Annotated in this window: 11 protein-coding genes; 6 read left to right on the forward strand and 5 right to left on the reverse strand. The window is 41.5% G+C overall.

Annotation, left to right across the window (positions count from 1 at the left end):
- Window positions 1-9: 9 nt before the first annotated feature.
- From rny to G0Q07_RS12035, 3 genes are all read right to left on the reverse strand, one after another.
- Window positions 10-1563 carry a ribonuclease Y gene (gene rny / locus G0Q07_RS12025; RefSeq protein WP_163346317.1) on the reverse strand — a complete coding sequence of 518 codons (1554 nt, stop codon included), beginning with the start codon at window positions 1561-1563 and terminating at the stop codon, window positions 10-12.
- 94 nt (window positions 1564-1657) lie between these two features.
- The gene (locus G0Q07_RS12030) at window positions 1658-1960 is read right to left on the reverse strand and encodes a cell division protein ZapA (protein ID WP_163346318.1); all 303 of its coding nucleotides are present in this window, start codon (window positions 1958-1960) and stop codon (window positions 1658-1660) included.
- A 4-nt stretch (window positions 1961-1964) separates the two neighbouring features.
- Window positions 1965-2258, reverse strand: a complete 294-nt coding sequence (locus tag G0Q07_RS12035) for a hypothetical protein (protein WP_163346319.1) — start codon at window positions 2256-2258, stop codon at window positions 1965-1967.
- A 216-nt stretch (window positions 2259-2474) separates the two neighbouring features.
- Between G0Q07_RS12035 and G0Q07_RS12040 the strand changes: the two genes are divergently transcribed.
- From G0Q07_RS12040 to G0Q07_RS12065, 6 genes are all read left to right on the forward strand, one after another.
- The gene (locus G0Q07_RS12040) at window positions 2475-4175 is read left to right on the forward strand and encodes a M23 family metallopeptidase (RefSeq protein ID WP_163346320.1); all 1701 of its coding nucleotides are present in this window, start codon (window positions 2475-2477) and stop codon (window positions 4173-4175) included.
- Between the two features lie 19 nt (window positions 4176-4194).
- Window positions 4195-5268 (forward strand): anhydro-N-acetylmuramic acid kinase, encoded by a 1074-nt coding sequence (locus G0Q07_RS12045; RefSeq protein ID WP_163346321.1) that lies wholly within the window; start codon window positions 4195-4197, stop codon window positions 5266-5268.
- A gap of 243 nt (window positions 5269-5511) precedes the next feature.
- Entirely contained in the window at window positions 5512-6693 is a 1182-nt protein-coding gene (locus G0Q07_RS12050; RefSeq protein WP_163346322.1) for an aminotransferase class V-fold PLP-dependent enzyme, read from the forward strand.
- A gap of 124 nt (window positions 6694-6817) precedes the next feature.
- Window positions 6818-8506, forward strand: a complete 1689-nt coding sequence (locus G0Q07_RS12055) for a dipeptidase (protein ID WP_163346323.1) — start codon at window positions 6818-6820, stop codon at window positions 8504-8506.
- Window positions 8507-8668: 162 nt separating this feature from the next.
- A complete protein-coding gene (gene rplS / locus G0Q07_RS12060; protein WP_163346324.1) occupies window positions 8669-9016 on the forward strand; it encodes a 50S ribosomal protein L19 in 348 nt (115 codons plus the stop codon).
- Window positions 9017-9521: 505 nt separating this feature from the next.
- Window positions 9522-12788, forward strand: a complete 3267-nt coding sequence (locus G0Q07_RS12065) for a S41 family peptidase (protein ID WP_163346325.1) — start codon at window positions 9522-9524, stop codon at window positions 12786-12788.
- A 65-nt stretch (window positions 12789-12853) separates the two neighbouring features.
- On the opposite strand, the gene G0Q07_RS12070 is transcribed toward G0Q07_RS12065, so the two are convergent.
- Entirely contained in the window at window positions 12854-13201 is a 348-nt protein-coding gene (locus G0Q07_RS12070; protein ID WP_163346326.1) for a translation initiation factor, read from the reverse strand.
- 1 nt (window position 13202) lies between these two features.
- A complete protein-coding gene (locus tag G0Q07_RS12075) occupies window positions 13203-13583 on the reverse strand; it encodes a hypothetical protein (RefSeq protein WP_163346327.1) in 381 nt (126 codons plus the stop codon).
- Window positions 13584-13624: the final 41 nt, after the last annotated feature.

Genomic DNA, 13624 nt, shown 5'->3' on the forward strand with positions numbered 1-13624 from the left:
TTGTATTTTTTACTTCGCGTAGCTTACTGCGCGGGTTTCCCTGATTACAGTAATCTTGATCTGTCCGGGATAAGTCATTTCATCCTGAATCCGCTTCGAGATATCGTATGAAAGTTGTTCCGTTTCCTGATCGTTCATTTTTTCTGCTCCTACAATTACGCGTAATTCTCTACCTGCCTGAATAGCATAGGTTTTTAATACGCCAGGATAAGAAAGCGCCAAATCTTCAAGGTCTTTCAATCGTTTAATGTACGATTCTACCACTTCGCGACGGGCACCCGGACGAGCACCTGAAATAGCATCACAAACCTGTACGATCGGAGCAAAAAGCGATTCCATTTCCACTTCATCGTGGTGTGCACCAATGGCATTACAAATATCTGGTTTCTCTTTGAATCTTTCGGCCAATTTCATACCCAGCACCGCGTGTGGCAATTCCGGCTCGTCATCCGGCACTTTACCAATATCGTGTAGCAATCCGGCGCGTTTTGCTTTTTTCGGATTTAATCCCAACTCTGATGCCATAGTAGCACAAAGGTTAGCCACCTCACGTGAGTGTTGCAGTAAGTTTTGTCCGTACGACGAACGGTATTTCATTTTACCTATCAAACGAATCAACTCAGGATGTAAACCATGAATTCCAAGGTCGATGGCAGTACGTTTACCGGTCTCAATAACTTCTTCGTCAATCTGTTTTTTTACTTTCTGTACTACTTCTTCAATTCGTGCCGGATGGATACGTCCATCGGTTACCAATTGGTGAAGTGCCAAACGGGCAATCTCACGACGTACCGGATCAAAAGCAGAAAGCACGATAGCTTCCGGAGTATCATCTACAACGATTTCAACACCGGTAGCAGCTTCAAGTGCACGAATATTACGTCCTTCACGACCAATAATTCGTCCTTTAATCTCGTCACTTTCGATGTGGAAAATAGTAACTGCATTTTCTACAGCCGTTTCGGTAGCCACACGTTGAATCGATTTAACAACGATCTTTTTAGCTTCCTTGTTAGCCGTTTGCTTGGCTTCTTCCATTATCTCATTGATGTATGCAACAGCCTCGGTTTTGGCTTCTTCCTGCAGCGATTCTACCAACTGTTCCTTTGCATCATCAGCCGAAAGACCTGAAATTTGCTCCAGTTTCTCAAGGTGCTGTTTGTGCGTTTTGTCAAGCTCTTCGCTTTTGAGTTCAACACGCTGAAGTTGCGTATTCAGGTTCTCACGAATTGCTTCTACATCACGACGTGTATTTTCAAATTCTTTTGTTTTGCGGTTCAACTCTTCACGACGTTGATTTAGTGTTGTTTCACGCTGTTTGTACCTGTTCTCCTCTTTCGCCAGATGCGAACTCTTTTCGTTAATGTACTTTTCGTGTTCCGATTTTAACTGCAGGAATTTCTCTTTTGCCTGCAATATTTTATCTTTTTTTATCACTTCGGCCTCGGTTTTTCCTTCGCCGATTATCCGATTCTTTTTCGCCTTCAGGGCCTTATCCCATATCAGATAAGCTAAAGCGCCTCCTACGACAAACCCTGCGGCTACTCCTATTATTAGTTCCATATTTCAAATTATTAGTTACTAAAAAACCCGTAATAAACCTGATTCTCGCTTGAACCGGCCTAATACGGGCTTTGATTATTTATGTATTCAGACTTTATTTCTCTTCCTTTTCTTTAAGAAAATCAGAAATATCATCTTTTATATCCTTTATATCATCGACAAATTGAGAGTAATCACGACTTTGTTGCTCCTCAGTATAACGTAATGCAACCTGAAATGCTGTCATCGCCATAATATCCTGATTGTCGTTATCCTGAAACATTTTCCGAAATGACAAAATCGTTTCTTCGACAATCTTTGCAGCTTTTCTATATCTCTCTTCTTCATCGCGATTGATGTTTAGCGGGTAAACCCGTCCATCAATCTTAATATGTATTCTAAAGTCTTTATCTTTCAAAACATTACTTGTTTAGTAATGCAATACATTTATCAATCTCCCGTATTAAAGTATCTATTTTCTGTTTAGCTTCTCCGTTTTCATCCGATTCTGATAACATCCGGTTGGCTACTTTCAGTTGCTCGTAACTCCGACCTAAATCAATTCTTTCATGCTCCATTAATTCAATTTCCTGCTTCAGGTTCTCTACCTGGCCACTCAGCTCTTTATTTTTCTGTTCCAATTTGTTGTATTTTTCGAACAGTTGCTGTGTATTTCGCTTTAAATCATTAAGTAGCAAGTGATCCTCTTCGGTCATTTTAGCTGCATTTCGTGAACAAAGTTAACTTTTTTTCCTGATTGTAAAAGGAAATCAAATCGATTGCATTCTTTTTATGCTAACAAACGAATGTTAATCATTAGCAGATCTTGCTCACGCTTAATGATAGATATATTTTTATAATAGATGACAGAACTGCAAACAAATATTTGTGGCACCCATAATTTAATTAAATTTGGTGACTCCAATTAAACAATGATGAGAACATTTTTTACACCTCTTTTTCTTTTTTTAGCCATGCTGGGGATGGCACAACAACGTTATTATACGGATCCGGTTAAAATTCCATTGTTGCTTAGTGGTAGCTTTGCCGAGCTTCGAAGCAACCATTTTCACTCGGGAATTGACATAAAAACCCAGGGCACAACTGGCTTTCCGGTTTATGCTGTGGCTGACGGATTTATTTCGCGTATTGTGGTTTCGCCAACAGGTTACGGCAAAGCGCTTTATATCAGTCATCCAAACGGCACTACTTCGGTTTACGGGCATTTAAAGGCATTTAGTGATGAAATAGAAAAGTATGTAAAAGAAAAGCAATACGAAAAGCGATCTTTTCGGATCGATCTCCAGATTCCGTCTTATCTCTTTTCGGTAAAGCAGAATGAAGAGATTGCCAAAAGCGGGAACAGTGGAAGTTCGGGGGGCCCTCATTTGCATTTTGAGATAAGAGACACAAAAACAGAAGAGCCGCTTAATCCCCTAAGTTTTGGATTTCCCGTGAAAGATGATATTTCCCCAAAAATATTTTCAGTGTTATTGGTTCCGCTCACCAACAATTCGCATGTGGCATATGCAACAGCGCCCAAAAGTTATCCGGTGGTTTTCTACGATGGTAAATACCATTTAAAAAATAATTCCATAATTCCGGTTTGGGGAGAAATTGGGGTGGCCGTACAATCAAACGATTACTTTAATGGAACATACAATAAATGCGGCATTAACTTGCTGCGCATGTCTTTTAATAATGAAGACCAATTTACATTTACGCTTAATCGCTTTTCGTTTGGCAACACCCGGTATTTAAACAGTCATATTGTTTACGATCAGTACAAAACAGCAAAACGCCGTTACATAAAAACATGGCTTGAGCCAGGAAACAAATTGCCCATTTACACTCATAATGGTTCGGGAGGCCACATTTTTCCAATACATGAACAAAATGGAACGATTGAAATAGAATTACAAGATTCGTATAAAAATAAATCGATACTCGATTTTTCAATTGTTGGAAAGAAGGCATCAGTGCAACATGATTCAATTAAAGGAAAGCTTTTTGTTTATAACAAAACGAATACTTTCCAAAACGATTCTGCCCAAATAGAGATACCTGCAGGCGCTTTATATTCCGATTTTCGTTTTGAATACCGAACCGAACCGACATCTAATGAGTTTTTTACAGATTATATTTTTTTCCACAACAATACGGTTCCACTGCATAAAGATGCAACGATTAGTGTGCGTACCGACAACCTACCTACTCATTTACAATCGAAAGTTATAATGGCCTACGTTCATCCAATAACCGGAGAATACAGTGCCGCAGGCGGTCGACACAAAAATGGCTGGGTAACAACAAAAACACGTAACCTGGGCGTTTATGCTGTTACCGTAGATACGATTCCCCCAGAAATAAAACCGCTGAGTATTGCGGACAACAAACTTACTGAGTCGAACCGAATACGTTTTAAAATCAAGGACGATCTTGCAGGAATAAAAACCATTGAAGGTTTGCTTGACGGTAAATGGGCGCTTTTTGAATACGATGCAAAAACAGCAACAGTAACACATTATTTTGATAACGAACGGTTTAAATTGGGTAAAAACCACACTTTCAAATTGACAATTTTAGACTACCGAGACAACAATACAGTTTACGAAGCACACTTTTGGAAATAATAAAAAGGAAAAACAAAATATGACAAATTCCTGGGGAAGTAGAAAAACGATAAAAGCCATTGGAATGATGTCGGGCACCTCGCTTGATGGATTGGATATTGCCGCTGTTGAAATTACAGAGCACGATAAAAAATGGTCGTTTAAATTGCAGGAAGCCGAGACTATTTCATACACTACTGAGTGGAAAAAACGTCTGCAAACGGCACACATACTTTCAGGAACCGAACTCACCGCCCTAAATGCCAAATACGGATTATTCCTGGGCGAACAAGCGAGAAAATTTATTAACAACACAAAATTCGCAACAGATTTAATTGCCTCTCACGGGCACACGGTTTTTCATCAGCCCGAAAATGGATTTACACTGCAAATTGGCAGCGGAGCGCACCTTTCAACAAGCAGTAATTGCTTAACGGTTTGCGATTTCAGAACCGGCGATGTTGTATTGGGTGGTCAGGGAGCTCCACTGGTACCAATTGGCGATCGATTGCTTTTTTCGGAATTCGAGTATTGCCTCAACCTTGGTGGTTTTGCCAATATTTCGTACGAAGAAAAAGAAAAAAGAAAAGCTTTTGATAATTGCCCGGTGAATATTGTTTTAAACCCACTAGCCGAAAAATTTGATCAACCATTTGATAAAAACGGAGAATTAGGCCGGCAGGGAAAGGTTAACGAAGCACTTCTGAAGAAATTGAATGCACTCTCCTACTACCGCCACCAACCACCAAAATCATTGGGCCGCGAATGGATTGAATCTGAATTTCTCCCGATCTTGAATAAAACAGAACTGAATACCAGGGATAAAATGCGAACCATTTACGAGCACATTGCCCTACAAATTACAAAAGACTTGTCGGGTGATGGAAAAATGCTGGTAACCGGAGGCGGTGCGTTTAACTCCTTTCTAATGGAAAGAATGCAAGCATTAACATCAACGGAGATCATTCTGCCTGAAACCAACCTGATCGATTACAAAGAAGCTATTGTATTTGCGTTTATGGGTGTTCTTCGTCTGAGAGAGGAGATTAACTGTCTGGCATCGGTTACCGGAGCACGAAAAAACAGTTGTAGCGGAGTAATCTTTTTGCCCTAGTGTTAAGTCAACTTTGTTCCTCAGCCACGTCATGCTGAATTTATTTCAGCATCTCTTAATCAATATGGATTCCGAAACAAGTTCGGAATGACGAACCAGAAAGTTGAGGCTTGACTTAACAATAGAACAGGGTTCACCGTATACAAAAGATATTCTACAACAGGGAAGATTCATTAGCAAACAAAAATCATTCTTCGCTATTTTCATTCCTCCTAACTTGCCCTCAAACTTAAAACTTTGAACATGAACTCAGATCCTTCAAAAAGAATTTTTGATATTCAGCAATTTGGCGAATTTGGCGGTGTAAACCCATCAATAACTGATTCTTCAACCTATACTTTCCTTGAAGGTAAAACCATGGAAGAGACATTTCTTGGCCATATGGAAGGTTGTTTTTTGTACTCGCGTCACTGGAATCCGAGCAATAAATACCTGGCCGATGCATTGGCAGCGATGGAAGGAACCGAATCGGCATGGATTACATCATCAGGAATGGCTGCCATTACCTGCACCATCTTGCAACTGTGCCATTCGGGCGACCATATTATTACTAGTGTAACAACTTACGGTGGCACTTATGCTTTTCTGAAAAACTGGTTGCCAAAATACAATATTGAAGTTTCGTTTGTTGATATCACTAATCACGAGCAGGTAAAAAACGCGATGCGCCCCAATACAAAAGTTATTTATACCGAAACCGTTACCAACCCGCTTCTTCAGGTTTCTGATATTCCGGAACTGGCAAAAATTGCGCACGATCATCAGGCAAAATTGATGGTAGACAATACATTTACCCCTATGATTTTTTCGCCTGCCGAACTGGGAGCCGACCTGGTAGTTTACAGCATGACCAAATTCATAAATGGCAAAAACGATTGTGTAGCAGGTGCCATTTGCGGCTCAAACGATTTTATCGGGCAGCTTTCGAATGTAAACGACGGCACAGCCATGTTGCTTGGCCCCGTTCTCGATCCGTTGAGATCGTCGAGCATATTAAAGAACGTGCATACCTTACACCTGCGCATGAAACAACACAGCAAAAATGCGATGTACGTGGCATCAAAACTCGAAGATATTGGCGTTACAGTAAAGTATGCCGGTTTACAAAGCCATCCACAACACGAGTTACACACCCGCTTAATGAACAAAGACTACGGCTATGGCGGAATGCTCTCGATCGACCTGGAAACTGAAAAACACGCCAACGAGGTGATGTTTAAAATGCAACAGGCCAATATTGGTTATCTGGCTGTTTCGCTGGGCTATTTCCGAACACTTTTCAGCTGCTCGGGACACAGCACATCATCAGAAATACCTGCTGAGGTGCAAAAAGAAATGGGATTATCAGACGGATTAGTACGTTTTTCTGTTGGATTGGACAACGACATTGAAGAAGTTTTTAACCGCATAAAAAGCTGCTTATAGCCTGAAAATAAAGGATCGCCGTTTATTAATCTCCCCAAACATTCTATAACGAAATAAAAATCATTAGACAGTTTTGTCTTTTAATTATCTTTGCGTCATTGATTGAATTAAAACAGACTTACAAATGAGGAAGATTAGGGTTGTAGGAATGCTTATTATGGCATTCATTCTTTTAAATCAGCAGGTTTCAAATGCTTGTACCAATTTTTTAATTTCAAAAGGCGCTTCTACCGACGGATCAACAATGATCACTTACGCGGCCGACTCGCATACCCTTTACGGGGAGTTGTATCATCAGCCGGCAGCCGATTATCCGGCAGGTACCATGCGAAAGATCTACGAATGGGACACTGGTATTTATCTTGGTGAAATCCCCCAACCAGAGCACACTTACAGCGTTATTGGCAACATGAATGAATTTCAGTTGGCCATTTCGGAAACTACTTTTGGCGGCCGCAGCGAATTATCGAGCCAGCCCGGCGCTATTATGGACTACGGTAGTTTAATTTATGTAACCTTGCAGCGGGCTAAAACTGCTCGCGAGGCTATTGAAGTAATGACCGGTCTTGTTGAAGAATATGGCTATTACAGCTCGGGAGAATCCTTTTCTATTGCTGATCCTGAAGAGGTTTGGATTTTGGAAATGATAGGTAAAGGACAAGGCGAAAAAGGAGCTGTTTGGGTGGCCATGCGAATTCCCGATGGTTTTATAAGCGGACATGCCAACCAGGCGCGTATCACCACTTTTCCGTTAAACGATTCTAAAAATTGCCTGTATTCGACAGATGTAATTTCCTTTGCCCGCGAAAAAGGCTGGTTTAAAGGCACCAATAAAGATTTTAGTTTTTCTGATGTATATGCACCGGTTGATTTTGGCGCAGCACGTTTTTGCGATGCCCGCGTTTGGGCCGGATTTAACAAAGTTGCAGGCGGAATGGATGAATATACTGAGTATGCTAAAGGTATTGTTGAGCAAGGTGGAGAAAATAATTTCGCTACAAACCGTTTGCCGCTGTGGATAAAACCCGATAAACAGTTGAGTGTTCAGGATGTGATGGGCATGATGCGCGACCATTTTGAAGGAACAGAACTGGATATGACTCAAGACCTTGGAGCCGGACCTTATGAACTGCCTTACCGTTGGCGCGGATTGACATGGGAAGTTGATTCGGTTGAATACTGCAACGAGCGTGCAATTTCAACGCAGCAAACCGGATTTTCATTTGTAGCACAATGCCGCAGCTGGCTACCCGATCCTATTGGTGGAATTTTGTGGTTTGGCGTAGACGATGCCTATTCTACCTGCTATGCACCAATGTATTGTGGAATTAATGAAATTCCGGAGTGTTTTGCGGTTGGTAACGGCGATTTGCTCACTTACAGCGAAACGTCTGCTTTTTGGACATTCAGTCAGGTGGCCAACTATGCCTATTTACGTTACAACGATATGATCAAAGATGTAAAAATCGTGCAACGCCAACTGGAAGATAAATTTGTAGCTTTTGTGCCAGCGATTGATAAAGCTGCCGAAACCCTGTATAACACGGTTAACGAAGAACAAGCACGAGAATTTATTACTGAATTTTCGGTTAACGAAGCCGAAAATATGACTCAACGATGGAAAGAACTTTATCAGTACCTGGTTGTAAAATATACCGATGGAAACATAAAACGCGAGAGTAACGGCGAATTTGTGCGTACCGAAACCGGAATGCCGGCACCACCAATTTTTGCAGGTTATCCTGAATGGTGGTACAAAGCAGTTATAAACGCTACCGGTGATCATTTTAAAGTGAAAGAGAACAGCAACTAAACGGAAATTGTCTTTTGGGCTGAAAACCAACAGAATAATTCAAAAATAAACGAAAAAAGTGTTTGAGGGAATGAAAAAAACACTATTTTTGCAGCCGATTTAAAGCAATCTCTTTTTTGCAACAACGCAAAATATATTGCCAACTTATTAAAAATTAAGAAAATGGACTTAGTTAAATTAGTAGAAAAAGAATTTGAGGTGGAATCAAGCCATCCAAAATTCAGTGCAGGTGATACCATCACTGTTAGCTATAAAATTAAAGAGGGTAACAAAGAAAGAATTCAGAATTTCCGTGGTGTTGTTATTCAGGTACGCGGAAGAGGAAACACCAGAACTTTTACCATTCGTAAAATGTCAGGAAACATTGGTGTTGAAAGAATCTTCCCAATTAGCTCTCCTTTTATTGATAGTATTGAACTGAACAAGCGTGGTAGTGTTCGCCGTAAGCGTATTTTCTACTTACGTAGCTTAACCGGTAAAAAAGCCCGTATCAAAGAAAGAAGATTCTAAGAGTTGTAACTCTATAGTTAAAAGGTCTCCGTTAGGAGGCCTTTTTTTTGCTCCCTACGCAATTGCGGCATCACAAATCAAAATAAAAATTAGATATTCCCCCACTTCGGAAAGTCTCAATTAAACAGAAAACAAGGTTTCCTGATATGCAGAAAGCTAGCCGGCGATTACTTTCAAAGTTTCCACAAGCGCGGAAAGGCAGCCCGATGTTCAGTTGAAGGTTTCCCCATGGTCGGAAAGTTAGCCTGAAGATTAAAACAAGGTTTCCGCAAATGCGGAACGTGTATTTTTTAATCTGGTTCATCTTTTCGGAATTTCCCAGAAACCTAAATAAGCCACGCACAGCCTTTCGGGTATTCCCGATTCTCCTCAAAAAATCTTAACTTCAAACTGTAATCAATTATTGGATTAACTTACAAATAGCATAAGTTATTAAACAATAAACGTAACATATGGCTTTCACTTCGTAAAAAATGAATCATTTTAACATACAAATACCAGTTCTATGAAATTTTTAACATCCTTTATTTTGCTGATGCTAGTTGTTACATCCTTTGCCAGTGCGCAAGGAACACGCTTACTTCGTCAGCCCACAATTTCTGCTGAAAGTATTGTTTTTGTTTATGCCAACGACCTTTGGAAAGTAGACAGAAACGGAGGCGATGCCATACGGTTAACCACAAACGAAGGTCAGGAATCCAATCCTCATTTTTCGAACGATGAAAAATGGATCGCTTTTTCAGCACAGTACGGTGGCAATACCGATGTGTACGTAATTCCTGCGCAAGGAGGATCGCCACAACGTTTAACCTGGCATCCCGGAGCCGATGTCGTTCAGGGCTGGACACCTGACGGGAAAGTTATGTTCCGCTCGGGAAGAGAAGCACGACCAACACAAACAAACAAGTTTTTTACCGTATCAATGGAAGGCGGATTACCTAAAGCAATCGATATTCCGCGTGCCGCATTTGGCGAACTCTCCCCCGACGGACAACAGATCGCTTATATTCCGATTACTTTTTGGGATCCGGAGTGGCGCAACTACCGCGGCGGACAAGCAATGCCGGTGTGGATTGTTGATATGGCAACCAAAGAGCTCATACGCACGCCACAACCCACCAAAGAACGCCATCTTGATCCGGTGTGGTACAACAACAAAGTTTTCTACCTGTCAGAACGCGATTACGCCAGCAATATCTGGTCCTTTGATCCGAAAACCAAAGAAGAAGAGCAACTCACCACGCAGGCACAATTTGATATTAAAAACCTCGATGCCTGTAACGACGCAATTGTATACGAATGCGGTGGGTATCTGCATTTACTAAACCCTGAAACCAGCGATGACAAACAACTTGTAATAAATGTAAAAGGCGACATGAACTTTGCCCGCGAACGCTGGGATGCGGTTTCGGCAAGTAATCTTACCAACCCAAATATTTCGCCAAATGGCAAGCGGGCTGTTTTTGAGTACCGTGGTGAAATATTTACCGTTCCAAAAGAGAAAGGAACGTGGAGAAACATCACCAAAACATCAGGAGTGGCCGATCGTTACCCGGCATGGTCGCCCAAAGGCGATAAAATTGCCTGGTTTAACGATGCTACTGATGAATACAAATTAGTTGTTGCCGATCAGTTTGGTCAGAACAAAAAAACATACACGCTTGAGAATCCAACATTCTTTTTCCACCCCGAGTGGTCGCCCGACGGTATGCGTATTACCTACACCGACACCGATTACAATATTTGGGTTATCGAGCTTGAATCAGGTGCAGTTACCAAAGTTGGCACCGATATTTTTGCGCATCCAAACCGCGAAATGCAACCCGTTTGGTCGCCCGACAGCAAATGGATTGCTTATGCCCGCCAGCTAAACAGCAGTTTTAAAGCCATTTTTGTTTATAATATCGACACAAAAGAAACGCATCAGCTAACCGATGGGATGGCCGATGTTTTAACGCCTGCATGGGATGCCAGTGGCAAATACATGTACATTTTGGCCAGTACAAATTATGGTTTGGCAACAGGCTGGCTCGATATGAGTTCGTACGATCCTGATGTAACACGAAGTCTGTACTGTATGGTGTTGGCGAAAGATGAAGCCTCGCCTATTTTGCCAACCAGCGACGATGAGGAAATAAACAAAGACGACGAGGAAAAGAAGAATGGTGATGAAGAAGACGATAAAGATTCGGAAGATGAAGAAGATGAACTAACGGTTACGATTGATGTAGATGGTATTTCAGAACGAATTGTTGCGCTGGATATGCCCAACAGAAACTACACCGGTCTGGTTCAGGGACCTGAGAAAACCGTATTTGTAGCAGAATCGGTCCCCAACCAAAGTGGCTTAACCATTCATAAGTACGAAGCAAAAGAAAATAAAGCCGAAGAATTTTTAACCGGTATCAGAAACTTCGTAACGTCTGCCGACGGAAAGAATGTATTGTACCGCAAAGGTAGTTCATGGGCGATTGCAGAATCAGGCAGCAAACCTAAAAATGGCGATGGCAATCTGAAAACCAACATGAAGATCAAAATCGATCCATCGGAGGAATACCAACAAATGTTTGATGATTCATGGCGATTTATGCGCGATTTCCTTTATGTTGATAACGTGCATGGTGCGCCCTGGGATAAAATTTACGATTGGTATTCGCCAATGGTAAAACATGTCCGCCACCGTACCGATATGAACTATATTATTGATATGATTAGCGGAGAAGTTGCTATTGGTCACTCGTATGTGGCAGGTGGCGATATGCCAGATATTGACAGGGTACCAATAGGACTATTGGGCTGCGACCTAGTTGAAGAAAACGGCTACTACAAAATCTCAAAAATATACGATGGCGAGAGCTGGAACCCGAATTTTAAAGCGCCACTGGCTGCTCCGGGACTAGATGTTAATGAGGGCGATTACCTGCTTGCCGTAAATGGTGTGGAAGTAAAAGCACCCATTAATCCTTACAGTCTTTTCGAACAAACATCAGGGCGCCAAACCATTATAAAAGTTAGTGCAACAACATCAGTTAATGATGCCAAAGAAATAATAGTTGAGCCGGTTTCAAGCGAACGAAATCTCCGCTCTATCGACTGGATTGAAGGTAATCGCCGAAAAGTAGATGAGCTATCAGGTGGAAAACTGGCCTATGTATACTTGCCAAATACCAGTGCAGGTGGGTTTGCATCGTTTAACCGATACTACTTTGCGCAGCAGGATAAAAAAGGTGTTGTACTCGACGAGCGAAACAATGGCGGAGGTTCGGCTGCCGATTATATGATTGATGTAATGAGCCGCACACTGCTTGGTTATTTCAACAGTAAGGCCAATGACAATCGACCTTGGACAACACCAATGGCCGGAATCTGGGGACCGAAAGTGATGATCATTAACGAACGTGCCGGCTCGGGTGGCGATTTGTTACCTTATATGTTTAAAGAAAAAGACCTTGGACCACTAATTGGCACAAGAACCTGGGGGGGTTTGGTTGGTACCTGGGACACACCTCCGCTAATTGATGGCGGACGTATTGTAGCTCCGCGAGGTGGATTCTTTGATGTTGATGGCGAATGGGCCGTTGAAGGAGAAGGGATTGCACCTGACATTGAAGTAATACAGGAGCCTAAACTTATATTACAGGGTCGTGATCCGCAACTGGAAAAAGCGGTGGAAGTTGCCCTTAACAAATTAAAAGGAAATGAGTTTCAGCTAAAACCTGAACCGGCTGCTCCGGTTCGCTGGAAACGCCCGGATGGTTTTAAAACCAAATAAAACGGCACAAAAAAGCCCCGTTCTTTGAAAATAAGAACGGGGCTTTTCTTTTATTTTTCAGTCGATTAACCGCCTGATCGTTTTACTTTATAACCATCAGCTTTTAGCAAATCCATAACACGCTGACGGAAATCACCTTGAACTAAAATCTCTCTGTCTTTAACTGTGCCGCCTACCCCACATTTCGATTTGAGTTTTTTACCCAACTTTTTTAGGTCGTCATCAGAACCCACAAATCCGGTTACCAGCGTTACGGCTTTTCCTTTCCGCTTCTTTTTATCCAGCAAAACCCGCAAATCCTGCTGATTGGCAGGCACGCTTTCCTGCTCTTCCTCTTTGTCTTTATCGTAATCAAAATCAGGGTTGGTTGAAAATACAACTCCTAATCGTTCCTTCCAGTCATTATTCGACATATCACCTCCAAATTACTATTAAACTTCCTGTAAAATAAGCCACTACCCAAAATAAGTAGGCGGCTTTCGTATATATTATGTGATTTTTACCGGCTCTGCAATCGCGGCCAAAAGAAAAATATATCTTCCAACACCAAACAGCACCTATTAGCATTACAAAAAAAGCCAATGCGCCGAGAAAACCATGCAGGGTAAAAGGATTTCCTTTTGATCCCAAAATCATCAAAGAAATGGCTATCAAATCGAGCAACACCCCCATAGTTAAGAATAAAAGTACTATCCTTCCTATAATTCTAAACCGTACAAGGGAAATGCTTGCAATACCGTAGGCGAGAAATGAGAGGGTGATTACAAAAGCTCCAATTATGGCTAATGGATTCATTCAAATCGGGTTTTCAAGTTATAAAGTTAATTTCATCAATA

The sequence above is a fragment of the Draconibacterium halophilum genome, assembly GCF_010448835.1.
Taxonomy (GTDB): Bacteria; Bacteroidota; Bacteroidia; order Bacteroidales; family Prolixibacteraceae; genus Draconibacterium; species Draconibacterium halophilum.

Excerpts from the sequence above, each read along its gene's own strand:
- rny (WP_163346317.1), bottom strand. The coding sequence starts at position 1,563 with ATGGAACTAATAATAGGAGTAGCCGCAGGGTTTGTCGTAGGAGGCGCT.
- G0Q07_RS12035 (WP_163346319.1), bottom strand. The coding sequence starts at position 2,258 with ATGACCGAAGAGGATCACTTGCTACTTAATGATTTAAAGCGAAATACA.
- G0Q07_RS12040 (WP_163346320.1), top strand. The coding sequence starts at position 2,475 with ATGATGAGAACATTTTTTACACCTCTTTTTCTTTTTTTAGCCATGCTG.
- G0Q07_RS12045 (WP_163346321.1), top strand. The coding sequence starts at position 4,195 with ATGACAAATTCCTGGGGAAGTAGAAAAACGATAAAAGCCATTGGAATG.
- G0Q07_RS12050 (WP_163346322.1), top strand. The coding sequence starts at position 5,512 with ATGAACTCAGATCCTTCAAAAAGAATTTTTGATATTCAGCAATTTGGC.
- G0Q07_RS12055 (WP_163346323.1), top strand. The coding sequence starts at position 6,818 with ATGAGGAAGATTAGGGTTGTAGGAATGCTTATTATGGCATTCATTCTT.
- rplS (WP_163346324.1), top strand. The coding sequence starts at position 8,669 with ATGGACTTAGTTAAATTAGTAGAAAAAGAATTTGAGGTGGAATCAAGC.
- G0Q07_RS12065 (WP_163346325.1), top strand. The coding sequence starts at position 9,522 with ATGAAATTTTTAACATCCTTTATTTTGCTGATGCTAGTTGTTACATCC.
- G0Q07_RS12070 (WP_163346326.1), bottom strand. The coding sequence starts at position 13,201 with ATGTCGAATAATGACTGGAAGGAACGATTAGGAGTTGTATTTTCAACC.
- G0Q07_RS12075 (WP_163346327.1), bottom strand. The coding sequence starts at position 13,583 with ATGAATCCATTAGCCATAATTGGAGCTTTTGTAATCACCCTCTCATTT.